Origin of the sequence: Pseudomonas sp. P5_109 (assembly GCF_034009455.1) — a bacterium.
Taxonomy (GTDB): Bacteria; Pseudomonadota; Gammaproteobacteria; order Pseudomonadales; family Pseudomonadaceae; genus Aquipseudomonas.
Genome location: NZ_CP125380.1, coordinates 4602885 through 4620354, shown reverse-complemented (window position 1 = coordinate 4620354; position 17470 = coordinate 4602885). Strand labels below are relative to the sequence as shown.

The 17470-nt window shown below is 59.1% G+C and carries 17 protein-coding genes; 3 read left to right on the top strand and 14 right to left on the bottom strand.

Going from position 1 to position 17470, the window contains the following annotated elements:
* Positions 1-183: 183 nt before the first annotated feature.
* From QMK54_RS20650 to QMK54_RS20610, 9 genes are all read right to left on the bottom strand, one after another.
* A complete protein-coding gene (locus QMK54_RS20650) occupies positions 184-945 on the bottom strand; it encodes a secretin N-terminal domain-containing protein (protein ID WP_223592030.1) in 762 nt (253 codons plus the stop codon).
* A gap of 213 nt (positions 946-1158) precedes the next feature.
* A complete protein-coding gene (locus QMK54_RS20645) occupies positions 1159-1584 on the bottom strand; it encodes a GNAT family N-acetyltransferase (RefSeq protein ID WP_223592032.1) in 426 nt (141 codons plus the stop codon).
* Positions 1577-2746, bottom strand: coding sequence for a cupin domain-containing protein (locus QMK54_RS20640; RefSeq protein WP_223592034.1), 1170 nt, complete (start codon positions 2744-2746; stop codon positions 1577-1579). The genes QMK54_RS20645 and QMK54_RS20640 overlap by 8 nt, the downstream gene beginning before the upstream one ends.
* Positions 2747-2832: 86 nt before the next feature.
* A complete protein-coding gene (gene purB, locus QMK54_RS20635) occupies positions 2833-4203 on the bottom strand; it encodes an adenylosuccinate lyase (RefSeq protein WP_110662578.1) in 1371 nt (456 codons plus the stop codon).
* A gap of 124 nt (positions 4204-4327) precedes the next feature.
* Entirely contained in the window at positions 4328-4951 is a 624-nt protein-coding gene (gene hflD, locus QMK54_RS20630) for a high frequency lysogenization protein HflD (protein WP_110662577.1), read from the bottom strand.
* Positions 4948-6093 carry a tRNA 2-thiouridine(34) synthase MnmA gene (gene mnmA, locus QMK54_RS20625; protein WP_223592036.1) on the bottom strand — a complete coding sequence of 382 codons (1146 nt, stop codon included), beginning with the start codon at positions 6091-6093 and terminating at the stop codon, positions 4948-4950. The genes hflD and mnmA overlap by 4 nt, the downstream gene beginning before the upstream one ends.
* Before the next feature lie 59 nt (positions 6094-6152).
* A complete protein-coding gene (locus QMK54_RS20620; protein WP_110660640.1) occupies positions 6153-6599 on the bottom strand; it encodes an NUDIX hydrolase in 447 nt (148 codons plus the stop codon).
* Positions 6600-6790: 191 nt separating this feature from the next.
* Positions 6791-9016, bottom strand: coding sequence for an NADP-dependent isocitrate dehydrogenase (locus QMK54_RS20615; protein ID WP_320401251.1), 2226 nt, complete (start codon positions 9014-9016; stop codon positions 6791-6793).
* A gap of 339 nt (positions 9017-9355) precedes the next feature.
* Positions 9356-9523, bottom strand: coding sequence for a hypothetical protein (locus tag QMK54_RS20610; RefSeq protein ID WP_320401250.1), 168 nt, complete (start codon positions 9521-9523; stop codon positions 9356-9358).
* Here QMK54_RS20610 and icd point away from each other — a divergent pair.
* Positions 9522-10778 carry an NADP-dependent isocitrate dehydrogenase gene (gene icd / locus QMK54_RS20605; RefSeq protein ID WP_057399856.1) on the top strand — a complete coding sequence of 419 codons (1257 nt, stop codon included), beginning with the start codon at positions 9522-9524 and terminating at the stop codon, positions 10776-10778. The genes QMK54_RS20610 and icd overlap by 2 nt on opposite strands.
* Before the next feature lie 81 nt (positions 10779-10859).
* Here icd and QMK54_RS20600 read toward each other — a convergent pair whose 3' ends face one another.
* Complete coding sequence (locus tag QMK54_RS20600) at positions 10860-11141, bottom strand: cold shock domain-containing protein (RefSeq protein ID WP_110660638.1); 282 nt, start codon at positions 11139-11141, stop codon at positions 10860-10862.
* Between the two features lie 224 nt (positions 11142-11365).
* Between QMK54_RS20600 and clpS the strand changes: the two genes are divergently transcribed.
* Entirely contained in the window at positions 11366-11749 is a 384-nt protein-coding gene (gene clpS / locus QMK54_RS20595; protein WP_020799529.1) for an ATP-dependent Clp protease adapter ClpS, read from the top strand.
* Between the two features lie 30 nt (positions 11750-11779).
* Complete coding sequence (clpA, locus tag QMK54_RS20590; RefSeq protein ID WP_110660637.1) at positions 11780-14050, top strand: ATP-dependent Clp protease ATP-binding subunit ClpA; 2271 nt, start codon at positions 11780-11782, stop codon at positions 14048-14050.
* 355 nt (positions 14051-14405) lie between these two features.
* Here clpA and infA read toward each other — a convergent pair whose 3' ends face one another.
* The 4 genes from infA to trxB all read right to left on the bottom strand — a co-directional run bounded on the left by infA (position 14406) and on the right by trxB (position 17203).
* Positions 14406-14624, bottom strand: a complete 219-nt coding sequence (infA, locus tag QMK54_RS20585; RefSeq protein WP_002553999.1) for a translation initiation factor IF-1 — start codon at positions 14622-14624, stop codon at positions 14406-14408.
* 111 nt (positions 14625-14735) lie between these two features.
* Positions 14736-15443 (bottom strand): arginyltransferase, encoded by a 708-nt coding sequence (locus QMK54_RS20580; RefSeq protein ID WP_110663072.1) that lies wholly within the window; start codon positions 15441-15443, stop codon positions 14736-14738.
* 57 nt (positions 15444-15500) lie between these two features.
* Complete coding sequence (aat, locus tag QMK54_RS20575; RefSeq protein ID WP_320401249.1) at positions 15501-16181, bottom strand: leucyl/phenylalanyl-tRNA--protein transferase; 681 nt, start codon at positions 16179-16181, stop codon at positions 15501-15503.
* Between the two features lie 62 nt (positions 16182-16243).
* Positions 16244-17203: a thioredoxin-disulfide reductase gene (gene trxB, locus QMK54_RS20570; RefSeq protein WP_110662495.1), complete on the bottom strand. Its 960-nt coding sequence runs from the start codon at positions 17201-17203 to the stop codon at positions 16244-16246.
* Between the last annotated feature and the right edge of the window lie 267 nt (positions 17204-17470).

Here is a 17470-nt window from a genome sequence, read left to right as displayed (position 1 = left end):
ACACGAAGCGGTTCGCGGGGGTAGGTTGCGAACATCGCCTCGAAGGCCCTTGCCAGGGCCCCTGATTAGCGGGAGCGAGGCCATCATGCCTTCGCTTTTTTGGCTCGTCAAACGTTTTGTAGTGCTTTTTTTCAAGCACTACATCTTTGGTCTAATACGACTCGCCGGTCAGTTTTCGGTGGTTTAGTCCAGGGTGTCGACTTTCACCCGCAAAGTCATGTCGTTGCGGCCCTGGGTGGAGTAGCTGCGGGTCTGGCCCTGTTTGTCGGCCTGGGTCTGGCCATTCATCCCGGCCAGCAGGATCCACTCGCCGAGGTGGCCGGTGACAGTTGTGTCGGTACTTTGCACGTTCACTACATCGGGACGTTCCTGGCTCATGCGGTCACGGTTGGTACTGATCGACAGATGAACGATGTCGCCGGTGACATTTGCGGTGACGTAGAAACCCTGGGTGACGTTGCGGTATTGGGTTTCGCTGCTGTAGCCGCCGTAGGAATCGCTCTGGCTACTGGTGACCGGCACGCTCTGGCCGACCTGGATCAGCGCCGGGGTGCCTTCGCTGGCCTGGACCTGCTGGGTGCCGCCGTCACGGCTGGCGGTGCCGTAGTTGATGATGCGGGTCTGGCTGGGCTTGGCGCCATTCACCGAATAGCCCTGCTCACCCAGGCCGTTGCTGTCGCTGGTGTCGACGGTGATCAGCAGGCGCTTGGGGGCTGTATCGAGTTGCGAAAGAAGGGCTTTAAGTTCGTCGATCTTGCGTTGATCGGCGTTGACAATCAGTTGATTGCCATAGGCGCTGACCTGTCCGTCCTTGCCGATGAAGTCCTGCGCTACCGGCAGCAGGTCGGCGCTGGTGTGATACTTGAGGGGCACGATTTCTGTGGCTGCCATCACCGAAAAACTGCAGCAGAGCAGCAAGGTGGTGAGCAGGGTGCGTAGGGACATGTCCGTTATCTCCGCGTTCTGAAGCTTGATATTGCCAGTTTGTCGGCCTGGCGTGGCGCTAGTTGAATCGTAGACAGCAAAACGCCCCGGCATCGTGTGATGTCGGGGCGTTTTGTGGAGTGCTTTCTGGCCTCTTCGCGAGCAAGCCCGCTCCCACAGGTTCAGCGTGAACCTTGTGGGAGCGGGCTTGCTCGCGAAAGGAGCACCTCGGTCTCAAGCGGAATGGCGAACCATGTCCACATGCGGAATCCCGGCTTCCAGGAACTCCTCACTGACCATGTTGAAGCCCAGGCGCTCATAGAACGCCGTGGCTTGCACTTGAGCGCTGAGCATCTGTTGCTTCAGCCCGCGCTTTTCGGCTTGGCCAATCACTGCCTGCATCAGCGCATCGCCGACTTTCAGGCCGCGCCAGTCCTTGAGCACCGACACTCGGCCAACGTGGCCGTCAAGCAGCAGGCGTGCGGTGCCGATTGGAAAGTCGCCTTCGTAAGCGAGGAAATGCACTGCATCAATGTCATCGGCATCCCATTCCAGTTCAGGCGGAACGGATTGCTCGGCGACGAACACCGCTTCACGAATGCGGCGGATTTCGGCGTTGTCCTTTTGCCAGTCTGCGACACGTACGTGAATCTTATTCATCGGCAAACCCCAGGCTTCCTTGCTTGACCAGTTCGCACAGCAGGCCGCGGCCGTCTTCATCCTTCAGCCATTCGCCGAGGTTGTCGGCGTGCAGCGCGTCGGCGGCGCAGATCATCTTCAGCAATTCACGCAGTTTGCCCGGCAGATAACGGCTCTGGCCGCTGGCGAATAGCAGCAGGTCGTCGTCGACTTCGGACCATGCCAGGCGTGCGCTCGGGTTGCGAACCAGGATCGCGCCTTGTTCCAGTTCGTTCATGACGTCGTCTTCTGCGACTTCTTCCGGGCCCGCTACCAGTTCCGGGTAGCGTGGCTCGGTCATGAATTGGCCGAACCAGGTCAGCAGCAGGCGCTCGTCGCTCATGTGCTCGGCCAGCAGGCCTTTGAGGCGGTCGAGTGCGTCGCGCTGGATCTGGTGAGGATCGGCTGTCGGCACGGCGTCGGCGTCGGTGTAGCGTTCTTCGTCCGACAGGAACTGGCTGAGGAAGTCAGTGAAGTGGGTCAGCACTTCAGCGGCGCTCGGTGCGCGGAAACCGACCGAGTAGGTCATGCAGTCATCGACGGCGACACCGCAATGGGCCAGGCGCGGTGGCAAGTAGAGCATATCGCCCGGTTCCAGCACCCATTCATCGGTCGCTTCGAATTCGGCTAGGATGCGCAGGTCGGCGTGGGCCAGCAGCGGGCTTTCGGTGTTGCACATCTGGCCGATCTTCCAGTTGCGCTTGCCGTGGCCTTGCAGCAGGAACACGTCGTAGTTGTCGAAGTGCGGACCGACGCTGCCACCTGGCGCTGCGTAGCTGATCATCACGTCGTCGATGCGCCAGCTCGGCAGGAAGCGGAAGTTTTCCAGCAGTTCGCTGACTTCCGGCACGAACTGATCCACGGCTTGTACCAGCAGGGTCCAGTCAGTTTCAGGCAGCTTGCTGAATTCATCTTCGGCGAACGGGCCGCGACGCAATTCCCATGGACGCTCGCCATTCTCGATGATCAGGCGCGATTCGACTTCTTCTTCCAGCGCCAGGCCGGCCAGTTCGTCGGCGTCGATCGGGCTTTCGAAATCAGGAATTGCCTGACGGATCAGCAGCGGCTTTTTCTGCCAGTAGTCGCGCAGGAATTCCCGTGCCGTGATGCCGCCCAGAAGTTGAAGAGGAGTGTCAGGATTCATGTGTAACCTATTGAAAAAATGCACTTTTCATACGGGAATAAAAACGCCCGGCGCTGCCGGGCGTCTTAAAAGGGTCTAGCGGTCGATCAGATGCGTTTGGCTTGCGCTACAGCGTTGCCGATGTAGTTGGCCGGGGTGAGCAGTTTCAGCTCGGCCTTGGCGGCGGCTGGCATGTCCAGGCCGTCGATGAAAGTCTGCAGTGCTTGCGGGCTGATGCCCTTGCCGCGGGTCAGTTCTTTCAGCTTTTCGTACGGGTTTTCGATGTTGTAGCGGCGCATCACGGTCTGGATCGGCTCGGCCAATACTTCCCAGCAGGCGTCCAGGTCAGCGGCAATCTTCTGCTCGTTGAGCTCCAGCTTGCTGATGCCCTTGAGGCTGGCTTCGTATGCGATCACGCTGTGGGCGAAGCCGACACCGAGGTTGCGCAGTACGGTGGAGTCGGTCAGGTCGCGCTGCCAGCGGGAGATCGGCAGCTTGCTCGCCAGGTGTTGGAACAGTGCGTTGGCGATGCCCAGGTTGCCTTCGGAGTTTTCGAAGTCGATCGGGTTGACCTTGTGCGGCATGGTCGACGAACCGATTTCGCCAGCGATGGTGCGCTGCTTGAAATAGCCCAGGGAAATGTAGCCCCAGATGTCGCGGTCGAAGTCGATCAGGATGGTGTTGAAGCGCGCGATCGCGTCGAACAGCTCGGCGATGTAGTCGTGCGGTTCGATCTGCGTGGTGTACGGGTTGAAGCCCAGGCCCAGCTCGTCTTCGATGAAGGCGCGGGCGTTGGCTTCCCAGTCGATCTCTGGGTAGGCCGACAGGTGTGCGTTGTAGTTGCCGACAGCGCCGTTGATCTTGCCCAGTAGCGGTACGGCGGCGACTTGAGCGATTTGACGCTCCAGGCGGTAAACCACGTTCGCCAGTTCTTTGCCCAGGGTGGTCGGCGAGGCCGGTTGACCGTGGGTGCGCGACAGCATCGGCACGTCGGCGAAGCGGATGGCCAGTTCGCGGATGGCATTGGCGGTCTGGCGCATCAGCGGCAGCATCACGTCATCACGGCCTTCGCGCAGCATCAGGGCGTGGGACAGGTTGTTGATGTCCTCGCTGGTGCAGGCAAAGTGGATGAACTCGCTGACCTTGGCCAGTTCCGGCAGCTTGGCCGCCTGCTCTTTGAGCAGGTATTCGATGGCTTTGACGTCGTGGTTGGTGGTGCGCTCGATCTCTTTGACGCGCTCGGCGTGCTCCAGAGAGAAGTTTTCCGCCAGGGTGTTGAGCACAGCGTTGGCTTCGGCGGAGAACGCCGGCACTTCGCTGATGGCAGGGTGAGCGGCCAGGCGCTGGAGCCAGCGCACTTCAACCAGGACGCGGGCACGGATCAGGCCGTACTCGCTGAAAATTGGGCGCAGGGCCTGGGTTTTGCCGGCGTAGCGGCCGTCAACAGGGGAAACCGCAGTGAGCGAAGAAAGCTGCATGGGGTGTTCTCGGACAGTCGGGCAACGAAATGGGGCGCGTATCATACATGAAAAAATCCGCCGGTCCGTCGCCAACTGACCGGCGTATTACGCGTATTGCAAAGTTCGGTGCTGTCGATGCGGGTTATTCGTTACGCATCAATGGGTAAAGCTCTTTAAGCAATTTGCGGCGGCTGATCACCAACTGCCAGCGGTGACCACCCAGTTGCCGCCACAGGCGTGCCGAACGGATGCCGGCCAGCAGCAGGGCGCGAATTTTCGAGGCGTTGCTCGGTTGTTGCAGGTTGCGCATGTCGCCGTGCACCTGGATGCGTTGGCGCAGGGTGCTCAAGGTGTCCTGATACAGCGCGCCGCAGGCGGCGATCACGTTTTCGTGGGCCGGACCGAAGTGTTCGACCTGGGACTGGATCTGCGGCAGGCGCTTGCCGATCACCTCGAGCATGTCGTCCCGTTTTGCCAACTGACGCTCAAGGCCGAGCATGGCCAGGGCGTAGCGCAGCGGTTCGCGTTGCAGGGCGCTCGGGTCGCGCTCCAGGGCGCCGACCAGCGCGCGATAGCCTTCGCGCAGGTTGATGTCGTCACCACCGTAGACTTCCAGCGTGTCCTTGGGGTCGCGAATCAGCAGGCTGCCGAGCATGCAGGTCAGGCCGGCCTCGTGGGTCTGGCCGGTCTTGGCGATCCTGTCCACCAGCACGGCGGCGAGAAACACGCCGCCCAGTGCTGTCAATTGCTCCTGAATCGGGCTCATTGGTGCTTGCCTTCAGGAATGTCCTTGCTGGTCCATGGTTCGGCCACTTCGATCACACCGCCGCCGAGGCAGATCTCACCGTCGTAGAACACCACGGACTGGCCCGGAGTCACCGCGCGCTGCGGATCATCGAAGGTTGCGCGATAACCGCTGGCGGTTTTTTCCAGGGTGCAGGGCTGGTCGCTCTGGCGATACCGCACTTTAGCGGTCAGCTTGCGCGGCTGGCTCAGGTCGATCGGATTGACCCAGTAGATATCCGAGGCGAGCAGGGCGCGGGAGAACAGCCACGGGTGATCGTTGCCCTGGCCAACGATCAGCTCGTTGTGTTCCAGGTCCTTGATCAGCACGTACCACGGCTCGTCGCTGGCATCTTTCAGCCCGCCGATACCAAGGCCCTGACGCTGGCCGATGGTGTGATACATCAGGCCGTGGTGGCGGCCGATGATTTCGCCTTCGGTGGTCTTGATCTCGCCCGGTTGCGCCGGCAGGTACTGCTTGAGGAAGTCGCTGAAGCGGCGCTCGCCGATAAAGCAGATCCCGGTGGAATCCTTTTTCTTCGCGGTCGCCAGTTCGTACTTCTCGGCAATCGCGCGCACCTGTGGTTTTTCCAGTTCGCCGACCGGGAACAGGGTCTTGGCGATCTGTTCACCGCCGACGGCGTGCAGGAAGTAGCTCTGGTCCTTGTTCGGGTCCAGGCCCTTGAGCAGTTCGGTACGTCCATCGATGTCGCGGCGACGCACGTAGTGGCCGGTGGCGATCAGGTCGGCACCGAGCATCATGGCGTAGTCGAGGAACGCCTTGAACTTGATCTCGCGGTTACACAGGATGTCCGGGTTCGGCGTGCGTCCGGCCTTGTACTCGGCCAGGAAATGCTCGAACACGTTGTCCCAGTACTCGGCGGCGAAATTGGCGGTGTGCAGCTTGATGCCAATCTTGTCGCAAACGGCTTGAGCGTCCGCCAGGTCATCCATGGCGGTGCAGTATTCCGTTCCATCGTCTTCTTCCCAGTTCTTCATGAACAGGCCTTCCACCTCGTAACCCTGCTCGATCAGCAGGAGGGCGGAAACGGAAGAGTCCACGCCGCCGGACATACCGACAATGACGCGCTTCTTTTGTGTGTCAGAAGGGGCTGGATCACGCATAGGGATTCAATGAGTGTCTTGAAAAAGGACGCGATTCTAACAGGCTCGGGGCCGCAAGGCTAAAGAGAAGGACGGATCAATTCGAGGTCGAAGTGAATGCCTGCCAGATAGTCGTCGATGCAACGGATGATCAGCTCACTGCGCCAGTTGTCGCGTTGCTGGATTAATTCTTCGCGGGTCAACCACTTGGCGCCGACGATGCCGTCGTCGAGTTGATAATCGGCGTGGTGTTTCAGCGCTTTGGCAATGAAGCAGACCCGTTGGTAGGTCACGCCGTTGCTCGGGGCGGTGTAGAGATAAATGCCCAGTACGCCGGTCGGTTCGACGTCCCAGCCGGTTTCTTCGAGTGTTTCGCGCACGGCGGCTTCGGTCAGGGTTTCGTTCGGGTCCAGATGGCCGGCGGGCTGGTTGAGCACCACGCGTCCGTGCTTGAGTTCCTCGACCATCAGGAAGCGGCCGTTGTCCTCGACGATGGTGGCGACGGTGATGTGGGGTTTCCAGTCCATAAAATGCCCTCGATGTTGAAATGCGATCCCTGTAGGAGCCGGCTTGCTGGCGATAGCGGTGTATCAGTCAATGAAGATGTTGAATGATAAACCGTATTCGCGAGCAAGCCCGCTCCCACATGGGATTTGTGTAAGGTCTGAAAACACAAACCCCGGCACAGGGCCGGGGTTTGTGATGTTCCCTTACAACCTTAAACCAGCGCAGCGACCGCCGCGTTGAAGGTTGCGCTTGGGCGCATGGCCTTGCTGATCAGCTCGGCGTCGGCGTGGTAGTAACCGCCGATGTCCACTGGCTTGCCCTGAACGGCGTTGAGTTCGGCAACGATGGTCGCCTCGTTCTCGGTCAGGGTCTTGGCCAGGGTCGCGAACTGCGCTTGCAGTGCAGAGTCTTCGGTCTGGGCAGCCAGGGCCTGAGCCCAGTACAGCGCCAGGTAGAAGTGGCTGCCGCGGTTGTCGATGTTGCCGACTTTGCGCGATGGCGACTTGTTGTTGTCCAGGAACTGGCCGGTAGCCTGGTCCAGGGTCTTGGCCAGAACCAGCGCCTTGGGATTGTCGTAGGTCACGCCCAGGTGTTCCAGGGACGCGGCCAGGGCCAGGAATTCACCCAGCGAATCCCAGCGCAGGAAGTTTTCTTCCAGCAACTGCTGAACGTGTTTCGGAGCCGAACCGCCAGCGCCGGTTTCGAACAGGCCACCGCCGTTCATCAGCGGAACAATCGACAGCATCTTGGCGCTGGTGCCCAGTTCCATGATCGGGAACAGGTCGGTCAGGTAGTCGCGCAGTACGTTGCCGGTTACCGAGATGGTGTCTTTACCTTCGCGGGTACGCTGCAGGGTGTACTTCATGGCGTCGACAGGCGACATGATCTGGATGTCCAGGCCGGCAGTGTCGTGATCCTTCAGGTAAGCCTGAACTTTCTCGATCACTACGCCATCGTGGGCGCGCATCGGGTCCAGCCAGAAGATCGCCGGGGTGCTGCTTGCGCGAGCACGGTTGACGGCCAGTTTGACCCAGTCCTGGATCGGCGCGTCTTTGGTCTGGCACATGCGGAAGATGTCGCCGGCTTCGACCGACTGCTCCAGCAGCAGGTTGCCCTTGCTGTCGGTGACGCGAACAACGCCGTCAGCCTTGATCTGGAAAGTCTTGTCGTGGGAGCCGTACTCTTCGGCTTTTTTCGCCATCAGGCCAACGTTCGGCACGCTGCCCATGGTGGTCGGATCGAACGCGCCATTGGCCTTGCAGTCTTCGATCACTGCCTGGTAGATGGTGGCGTAGCAGCGATCCGGGATTACGGCCTTGGTGTCGTGCAGTTGGCCATCGGTGCCCCACATCTTGCCGGAGTCACGGATCATCGCCGGCATCGAGGCGTCGACGATCACGTCGCTCGGCACGTGCAGGTTGGTGATGCCTTTGTCGGAGTTGACCATCGCCAGGGAAGGGCGAATGGCGTAGACCGCCTGGATGTCAGCTTCGATCGCAGCTTGCTGTTCAGCAGGCAGGGCCTTGATGCGGGCGTACAGGTCGCCGATGCCGTTGTTCAGGTTGAAGCCGATCTGTGCCAGCACGTCAGCGTGCTTGGCCAGTGCGTCTTTATAGAACTCGGCAACGATCTGGCCGAACATGATCGGGTCGGAGACCTTCATCATGGTGGCCTTCAAGTGAACCGACAGCAGCACGCCTTGGGCCTTGGCGCTTTCGATTTCAGCGGCAATGAAGGTGCGCAGGGCGTTTTTGCTCATGACCGCGCAATCGAGGATCTCACCGGCTTGTACGCTGGTTTTTTCTTTCAGGACGGTGGTGGTGCCGTCTTGAGCGATCAGTTCGATTTTCACGGCGTCAGCGGCGTCGATCAGGGCGGCTTTTTCGCTGCCGTAGAAATCGCCGGTGCTCATGTGCGCGACGTGGGACTTGGAGTCCTTGGCCCAGGCGCCCATTTTGTGCGGGTGCTTGCGTGCGTAGTTCTTGACCGACAGCGGAGCGCGGCGGTCGGAGTTGCCTTCACGCAGAACCGGGTTCACGGCGCTGCCCTTGATCTTGTCGTAGCGGGCCTTGGCGTCTTTGTCGGCGTCGCTGGTGACGGTCTCAGGGTAGTCCGGCAGTGCGTAGCCTTGAGCTTGCAGCTCTTTGATCGCGGCCTGCAGTTGCGGAACCGAAGCGCTGATGTTCGGCAGCTTGATGATGTTGGCTTCAGGCGTAACGGCCAGGGCGCCCAGTTCGGCGAGGTGGTCGGCTACGGCTTTGTCGCCCAGTTGCTCGGGGAAGCTGGCCAGGATGCGCCCTGCAAGAGAGATATCGCGGGTTTCAACGGCGATATCAGCCGAGGCGGTGAAGGCCTCTACGATAGGCAACAGTGAATAGGTGGCGAGGGCAGGAGCTTCGTCGGTGAAGGTATAGATGATCTTCGAGCGGGTGGGCATATTCGGATTAACTCTCTCTTCTTTGCTAAAGCGTGCGCAGAAACTCGAGGGCGCCGGGTAAGCGCGTTCGTTCAAAGTCATCCATGAGCCGAATATCGAGGTTTCGTTGCTGTGATGTTGGGTGCATCAGTAGGGTGTCAAGTAGCCGGGCTGCGGTAACAGACCGGCCTTTGGCGGAAACGCTCGTCGCTATTTACCCAGCAGCGGGCCGTTCAACCTGACGTGACCCTTTAGTCAGCGGCGGCATTATACATAGGTAGCTGGCAATCTGCCGATGGTTCATACGCAACGAATGTCGTCCATTGGTCTAAAGGTCGCAGGGGCGAGGAGGGCGTAAGGTCATTCGTCGTGCTTGAGTTTGGCGTTTTTCCCTTTGCTTTCAGGCTTGTATCTCGCGAGTTTCAAGGCTTTGCGGCAGTTGGACGGAACATAGGGTTTGCGCGCCGATTCAACTGGGTTACGCTCGAACCAAGCCAGATGTTCAATCCAATCAATGGAGTTCAGCATGGGTTACAAGAAGATTCAGGTTCCAGCCGTCGGCGACAAAATCACCGTCAATGCAGACCATTCTCTCAATGTTCCTAATAACCCGATCATCCCCTTCATCGAAGGCGACGGCATTGGTGTCGACATCAGCCCGGTCATGATCAAGGTTGTCGATGCTGCTGTTAAGAAGGCTTACGGTGGCGAGCGCAAGATTTCCTGGATGGAAGTGTACGCCGGGGAAAAAGCGACTCAGGTCTACGATCAAGACACCTGGCTGCCTCAGGAAACCCTGGACGCGGTCAAGGATTACGTGGTTTCCATCAAGGGCCCGCTGACCACCCCGGTCGGTGGCGGCATCCGTTCCCTGAACGTGGCCCTGCGCCAGCAACTCGACCTGTACGTCTGCCTGCGTCCGGTGCGCTGGTTCGAAGGCGTGCCTAGCCCGGTCAAGAAGCCAGGCGATGTCGACATGACCATCTTCCGCGAGAACTCCGAAGACATCTACGCTGGCATCGAGTGGAAGGCCGGTACGCCGGAAGCCACCAAGGTCATCAAGTTCCTTAAAGAAGAAATGGGCGTCACCAAGATCCGTTTCGACGAGAACTGCGGGATCGGCGTCAAGCCGGTGTCCCTGCAAGGCACCAAGCGTCTGGCGCGCAAGGCCCTGCAATATGTGGTCGACAACGATCGCGACTCGCTGACCATCGTGCACAAAGGCAACATCATGAAGTTCACCGAAGGTGCCTTCAAGGAATGGGCCTACGAAGTGGCGGCCGAGGAGTTCGGCGCGACCCTGCTCGACGGCGGTCCTTGGATGCAGTTCAAGAACCCGAAAACCGGCAAGAACGTTGTCGTCAAGGATGCCATTGCCGACGCCATGCTCCAGCAGATCCTGCTGCGCCCGGCCGAGTACGATGTGATCGCGACCCTGAACCTGAACGGCGACTACCTCTCCGACGCCCTGGCGGCGGAAGTGGGCGGTATCGGTATCGCGCCGGGTGCCAACCTGTCCGACACCGTGGCCATGTTCGAAGCCACCCACGGTACGGCACCGAAGTACGCCGGCAAGGACCAGGTCAACCCGGGTTCGCTGATCCTGTCCGCTGAAATGATGCTGCGCCACATGGGCTGGACCGAAGCGGCAGACCTGATCATCAAGGGCACCAATGGCGCGATTTCCGCCAAGACCGTGACTTATGACTTCGAGCGCTTGATGGAGGGTGCGAAACTGGTTTCGTCTTCCGGCTTCGGCGATGCGCTGATCTCGCACATGTAAGAAAAACGCAGGCACACAAAAAGCCGCCTGATTCAAGAAGTTGAGTCAGGCGGTTTTTTTATGACTGGATGACGGGTTGCGTCAGCTCGACACCGTTTCGTGCCCGGTGGCGGAGGCAATCTTTTCGCTCGGGTGAGTGGCAGACGTAATTTTTACGGCATGCAAGCCTTTGGGGCCCTGAACGATCTCGAAGTTGACGACTTGTCCGGCCTTGAGGGTCTTGTAGCCATCCATGTCGATGGCCGAATAGTGGGCAAAGAAATCGATATCCTTGCCGTCCTCGTCACGGCCTTCTTTGGCGTCGGTGTTAATGAAACCGAATCCCTTGGCATTGTTGAACCATTTCACCTTGCCGACTGACATACCCAACTCCCTCTGCAACAGACTCCATCACTGGAGTATCATCCAGTACATCCGCAGTCGAATCTGTAAATAAGATTGACTCCGCGGACCTTTTTTACCCACTGTGGGCTCTATTGGTTGTAACACCGTTTTGCCGATAGTCAAGCTGACCCGGCAGTCGGAGTTGAAATCGCTGATAGCCGCCCCCACCACTGTATTTGCACAACTGACGAACCTTTCTTTCCATGCATGCAATCAGCCAGATTCGACTAACATTCAATCAGGATCGCCCGACTCTCCAGAAAGATCGCCCGGAGGAGCACGACGACGATTCCGCAGGCATTGCTGTTCAGGAGGCCAAGCCTGCTTTACAGGCGCCGCCGATGTACAAGGTGGTTTTGTTTAATGATGACTACACACCGATGGATTTCGTCGTCGAAGTGCTCGAGGTGTTTTTTAACCTGAATCGCGAGCTGGCGACCAAGGTCATGCTGGCCGTCCATACAGAAGGACGGGCAGTATGTGGAGTGTTTACCCGCGACATCGCCGAGACCAAGGCCATGCAGGTCAACCAGTACGCCAGGGAAAGCCAGCATCCGCTACTCTGTGAAATCGAGAAGGACGGTTAATCGCCGGACACTTGGGTATGAGGTGAAGCTATGTTAAACCGCGAGCTCGAAGTCACCCTCAATCTTGCCTTCAAGGAGGCCCGTTCGAAGCGTCATGAATTCATGACCGTCGAACACCTTCTGCTGGCCCTATTGGACAATGAGGCTGCCGCCACCGTATTGCGTGCGTGCGGCGCGAACCTCGACAAACTCAAGCATGACCTGCAGGAGTTCATCGACTCCACCACGCCATTGATCCCCGTGCATGACGAGGATCGCGAAACCCAGCCAACCCTGGGCTTCCAGCGTGTCCTGCAACGTGCTGTGTTTCACGTACAGAGCTCGGGCAAACGCGAAGTGACTGGCGCCAACGTGCTGGTCGCGATCTTCAGTGAGCAAGAGAGTCAGGCAGTGTTCCTGCTGAAACAGCAGAGCGTTGCCCGTATAGATGTCGTCAACTACATCGCCCATGGCATTTCCAAGGTGCCGGGGCACGGCGATCACTCTGAAGGTGAGCAAGATATGCAGGACGACGAGGGTGGTGAGTCTTCTTCCTCGGGCAATCCCCTGGATGCTTATGCCAGCAACCTCAACGAACTCGCGCGCCAGGGTCGTATCGATCCGTTGGTGGGGCGTGAGCTGGAAGTCGAGCGTGTCGCGCAGATCCTGGCGCGTCGTCGCAAAAACAATCCGCTGCTGGTGGGCGAGGCGGGCGTGGGTAAAACCGCGATTGCCGAAGGCCTGGCCAAGCGCATTGTCGACAACCAGGTGCCGGACCTGCTGGCCAATAGCGTGGTTTATTCCCTCGACCTGGGTGCCTTGCTGGCCGGTACCAAGTACCGTGGCGATTTCGAGAAGCGCTTCAAGGCGCTGCTCAATGAGCTGAAAAAACGTCCGCAGGCGATCCTGTTCATCGACGAGATCCACACCATCATTGGTGCGGGTGCCGCGTCCGGTGGCGTCATGGATGCCTCGAACCTGCTCAAGCCGCTGCTGTCCTCGGGTGATATCCGTTGCATCGGTTCGACCACCTTCCAGGAATTCCGCGGCATCTTCGAGAAGGACCGTGCCTTGGCCCGGCGCTTCCAGAAGGTCGATGTGTCGGAGCCTTCGGTGGAAGACACCATTGGCATTCTGCGCGGCCTGAAGGGGCGTTTCGAAAGCCATCACAATATCGAATACAGTGATGAAGCCCTGCGTGCGGCTGCCGAACTGGCTTCGCGCTATATCAATGACCGGCACATGCCGGACAAGGCGATCGATGTAATCGACGAGGCGGGTGCCTACCAGCGCCTGCAACCGGTCGAGAAGCGTGTGAAGCGCATCGAAGTGCCGCAAGTCGAGGACATCGTCGCGAAAATCGCGCGGATTCCGCCAAAACACGTCACCAGTTCCGACAAGGAGCTGCTGCGTAACCTCGAACGTGACCTGAAGTTGACCGTGTTTGGTCAGGATGCCGCGATCGATTCGCTGGCCACCGCGATCAAGCTGTCCCGTGCCGGCCTCAAGTCCCCTGACAAGCCTGTCGGTTCGTTCCTGTTCGCAGGGCCTACCGGTGTCGGTAAGACCGAAGCGGCGCGTCAGTTGGCCAAGGCGCTGGGTGTCGAGCTGATTCGTTTCGACATGTCCGAGTACATGGAGCGCCACACCGTATCGCGTCTGATCGGTGCGCCTCCAGGGTATGTGGGGTTCGATCAGGGCGGTCTGCTCACCGAGGCCATCACCAAGCAGCCACACTGCGTGCTGTTGCTCGATGAAATCGAGAAGGCGCATCCGGAAGTCTTCAACCTGCTGCTGCAGGTGATGGACCACGGTACGTTGACCGATAACAACGGGCGCAAGGCGGATTTCCGTAACGTGATCGTCATCATGACGACCAACGCCGGTGCCGAGACCGCAGCCCGCGCTTCGATCGGTTTCACCTATCAGGATCACTCGTCCGATGCGATGGAAGTGATCAAGAAGAGCTTCACGCCGGAATTCCGCAACCGTCTGGACACCATCATCCAGTTTGGTCGCCTCAGCCATGAGGTCATCAAGAGCGTGGTGGACAAGTTCCTTACCGAGCTTCAGGCGCAACTGGAAGACAAGCGAGTGTTGCTGGAAGTCACCGATGCGGCCCGCAGTTGGCTGGCCGAAGGTGGTTACGACGCGGCGATGGGTGCTCGCCCAATGGCTCGCCTGATCCAGGACAAGATCAAGCGTCCGCTGGCGGAGGAGATTCTCTTTGGCGAACTGGCCGAACATGGCGGTGTGGTGCACATCGACATCAAGGACGGCGAGCTGACCTTCGAGTTCGAGACCACGGCCGAGATGGCCTGACGTTCAAAAGCAAAGCAAAAAGGCGCCGAAAGGCGCCTTTTTGCTGTCTGCAGGTCATGCACAAATCCAGTGTGGGAGCGGGCTTGCTCGCGAAAGCGTCGGCATATCCAGCATCCCTGTGCCAGACAGATCGCATTCGCGGGCAAGCCCGCTCCCACATTGTCCGGGTGCGCCAGGTAAATCGCAGACAAACAAGAACGCCCGGCATAAGCCGGGCGTTTTGTGTTGACTTGATTAGCGAGCCGGCCCTACGCCTGTAGGAGCGAGCTTGCTCGCGATGTTCGTCAACGATGAAGCGGGGACTCTGACTTGACGCGGTGCTCTCAGGTTTTTCGCGAGCAAGCTCGCTCCTACCTTAGCGGGCGCGGTAAGTGATGCGCCCTTTGCTCAAGTCATAGGGAGTCAGCTCGACGCGCACTTTGTCGCCAGTAAGAATACGGATGTAGTTCTTGCGCATCTTGCCGGAGATGTGCGCGGTTACGACGTGCCCATTTTCCAACTCCACACGAAACATGGTGTTGGGCAGGGTGTCGACGACAGTGCCTTCCATTTCGAAGCTGTCTTCTTTCGACATGCAGTAAAGCCCTCGGTGTCCAATGAATGGCCCGGTGCAACTGCGCCAGGCAAAAGCGGCGTGCATTGTGCCCGAAAAATGGGGTTTAAGCCAAGGGGTTTAGGGCCTGCTCTAGTTTAGAACCACCCAGCGCTGATTAATCAGCAACTCAATGGGGCGATATTGAGTCTTGTAGTTCATCTTTTTGCAGTTTTTGATCCAGTAGCCGAGGTAGACCGCTTCCAGCCCCAGCCGCCTGGCCTCGCCGATTTGCCAGAGGATTGCGAAACGCCCGAGGCTGCGGCGCTCTTCGGAGGGTTCGTAAAAGGTATAAACCGCCGAAAGGCCATTCGGCAGCAAGTCGGTGACAGCGACGGCCAGCAGTTGGCCGTTCAGGCGGAACTCATAAAAGCGTGAAAACGGCAGATCCCGCACCAGGAATGTGGAAAATTGGTCGCGACTTGGCGGGTACATATCGCCATCGGCATGACGCTGCTCGATATAGCGCTGGTAAAGGTCGAAGTACTCTTCGCTGAAGCAGGGCTTGGCCGGACGTACCTGCAAATCCGCATTACGCTTGAAGATGCGTTTCTGTTGCCGGTTGGGCGTGAACTGCCCCACGGGAATGCGCGCCGGAACGCAGGCATTGCAATTCTGGCAATGCGGCCGGTAGAGATGATCGCCACTGCGACGAAACCCCATCTCCGACAGGTCTGCATAGACATGCACATCCATGGGCTGGCTAGGGTCGAGGAACAGGGTTGTGGCCTGCTCCTCGGGCAGATAACTGCAAGAGTGCGGCTGAGTGGCATAGAACTTCAAACGCGCCAACTCGGTCATGATCAACCCTCGGGATAGTGCTTTGGATTAAGTGTAAGCCACCTGCGCAAAAGTCGCTCAGCAAACCCAGGTCGCGCGATTGGGTTGATCCAGATGCTGGGCCAGGTAGTTGGCAAACTCTCGACGAGGTATCGCCCGGGCTCCGAGGCTGTGCAGGTGATCGGTGGGCATCTGGCAGTCGATCAGCACAAAACCCGAGTCTTTCAGATGCCGGACCAGCGTGGCAAAACCGAATTTCGAGGCGTTGTCAGCGCGGCTGAACATGGACTCGCCGAAAAACAACTGGCCCATCGCCAGGCCATACAGTCCACCGACCAGTTCGTCCCCGTCCCACACTTCCACCGAGTGCGCGTGGCCGCGCCTGTGCAGTTCGATGTAGGCGTCCTGCATCGCCTCGGTGATCCAGGTGCCGTCGGCGTAGTCCCGAGGCGCGGCACAGGCGCGGATGACGGCGGCGAAGTCCTGGTCGAAGGTCACTTGATAGCGTTGCTGGCGCAGCAGTTTGTTCAGGCTGCGCGAAACGTGCAATTCGTCGGGAAATAACACCGTGCGCGGGTCCGGAGACCACCACAAAATCGGCTGGCCTTCGGAAAACCAGGGGAAGCAGCCGTGGCGATAAGCCGAGATCAGCCGATCGGCGGACAGGTCACCGCCGGCAGCCAGGAGCCCGTTGGGGTCGCGCATGGCCTTTTCCAGCGGTGGGAAATGCAAGGTGTTGCGTTGTAACCAAGTCAGCATGGCATCCGGGCTTGCAGAAGGGGAGGGCAGTGGCGGGTGTTGGCCCGCCGTAAAGTTTGCCTTCAAACGGCAGGAATGTCGTCGAGGTATTTTTCGGCGTCCAGTGCCGCCATGCAACCGGCCCCGGCAGACGTAACGGCCTGGCGATAAACGTGGTCGGCCACGTCGCCGGCGGCAAACACGCCTGCAATCGCCGTAGCGGTGGCATCGCCTTCGCTGCCACCCTTGACCAGCAGATACCCGTCGCGCATTTCCAGTTGGCCCGTGAACAGGTCGGTGTTGGGTTTATGGCCGATGGCGATAAACACCCCGGCCAACGGCAGCTCCCTGGTTTCGCCGGTGTGGCTGTCGCGCAGGCGGGCGCCGGTCACGCCGCTGGCATCGCCGAGCACTTCGTCCAGATTCTGGTTCCAGTGCAGGCGGACATTGCCGCTGGCGGCTTTTTCGAAGAGTTTGTCCTGGAGGATTTTCTCCGAGCGCAGCTTGTCGCGCCGATGGATCAGGTGCACTTCCTTGGCGATGTTGGACAGGTACAAGGCTTCCTCGACTGCCGTATTACCGCCGCCGACCACCGCGACCACTTGGTTGCGATAGAAGAACCCGTCACAGGTCGCGCACGCCGAAACCCCTTTGCCAGCGAAGGCTTCTTCCGATGGCAGGCCCAGGTATTGTGCGGAAGCGCCGGTGGCAATGATCAGTGCGTCACAGGTATAAGTTGCGCCATCGCCAATCAGTTCAAACGGCCGTTGTTGCAACTTGGCCGTATGGATGTGGTCGTAAACGATCTCGGTGGCAAAGCGTTCGGCGTGTTTTTGCATGCGCTCCATCAGCACCGGTCCGGTCAGGCCTTCTACGTCGCCTGGCCAGTTATCGACTTCGACGGTGGTGGTGAGCTGGCCACCTGCCTGTATGCCGGTAATGACGACGGGCTTGAGGTTGGCGCGGGCGGCATAAACGGCTGCGCTGTAACCGGCAGGGCCGGAGCCCAGGATAATCAGGCGGGAATGCTTCGCTTCGCTCATAAAAACACCTCATAAGCCTTTGTCACAAAAGAGAATGCGTGCTCAAATTGAACAGCATGTCATGTGCTGTTGACTATGCTACACCCAAGGGTCTCAAGCATGGCGTCGTGCGCACAAACCCGTACAATGCCCTGCGTGTTACATATATTCAGTGCGCGCCGTGTTTATAAAAACCGAAGCGCAGTGTTAAAAGTAGTCCCGGTTACACGTGTTAACTTTTTTACCTGCCTGGATTGGGCGGTTTTTTGGCAGTTTTTATAGACATTC

Excerpts from the sequence above, each read along its gene's own strand:
- QMK54_RS20650 (WP_223592030.1), bottom strand. The coding sequence starts at position 945 with ATGTCCCTACGCACCCTGCTCACCACCTTGCTGCTCTGCTGCAGTTTT.
- QMK54_RS20645 (WP_223592032.1), bottom strand. The coding sequence starts at position 1,584 with ATGAATAAGATTCACGTACGTGTCGCAGACTGGCAAAAGGACAACGCC.
- QMK54_RS20640 (WP_223592034.1), bottom strand. The coding sequence starts at position 2,746 with ATGAATCCTGACACTCCTCTTCAACTTCTGGGCGGCATCACGGCACGG.
- purB (WP_110662578.1), bottom strand. The coding sequence starts at position 4,203 with ATGCAGCTTTCTTCGCTCACTGCGGTTTCCCCTGTTGACGGCCGCTAC.
- hflD (WP_110662577.1), bottom strand. The coding sequence starts at position 4,951 with ATGAGCCCGATTCAGGAGCAATTGACAGCACTGGGCGGCGTGTTTCTC.
- mnmA (WP_223592036.1), bottom strand. The coding sequence starts at position 6,093 with ATGCGTGATCCAGCCCCTTCTGACACACAAAAGAAGCGCGTCATTGTC.
- QMK54_RS20620 (WP_110660640.1), bottom strand. The coding sequence starts at position 6,599 with ATGGACTGGAAACCCCACATCACCGTCGCCACCATCGTCGAGGACAAC.
- QMK54_RS20615 (WP_320401251.1), bottom strand. The coding sequence starts at position 9,016 with ATGCCCACCCGCTCGAAGATCATCTATACCTTCACCGACGAAGCTCCT.
- icd (WP_057399856.1), top strand. The coding sequence starts at position 9,522 with ATGGGTTACAAGAAGATTCAGGTTCCAGCCGTCGGCGACAAAATCACC.
- QMK54_RS20610 (WP_320401250.1), bottom strand. The coding sequence starts at position 9,523 with ATGCTGAACTCCATTGATTGGATTGAACATCTGGCTTGGTTCGAGCGT.
- QMK54_RS20600 (WP_110660638.1), bottom strand. The coding sequence starts at position 11,141 with ATGTCAGTCGGCAAGGTGAAATGGTTCAACAATGCCAAGGGATTCGGT.
- clpS (WP_020799529.1), top strand. The coding sequence starts at position 11,366 with ATGCATGCAATCAGCCAGATTCGACTAACATTCAATCAGGATCGCCCG.
- clpA (WP_110660637.1), top strand. The coding sequence starts at position 11,780 with ATGTTAAACCGCGAGCTCGAAGTCACCCTCAATCTTGCCTTCAAGGAG.
- infA (WP_002553999.1), bottom strand. The coding sequence starts at position 14,624 with ATGTCGAAAGAAGACAGCTTCGAAATGGAAGGCACTGTCGTCGACACC.
- QMK54_RS20580 (WP_110663072.1), bottom strand. The coding sequence starts at position 15,443 with ATGACCGAGTTGGCGCGTTTGAAGTTCTATGCCACTCAGCCGCACTCT.
- aat (WP_320401249.1), bottom strand. The coding sequence starts at position 16,181 with ATGCTGACTTGGTTACAACGCAACACCTTGCATTTCCCACCGCTGGAA.
- trxB (WP_110662495.1), bottom strand. The coding sequence starts at position 17,203 with ATGAGCGAAGCGAAGCATTCCCGCCTGATTATCCTGGGCTCCGGCCCT.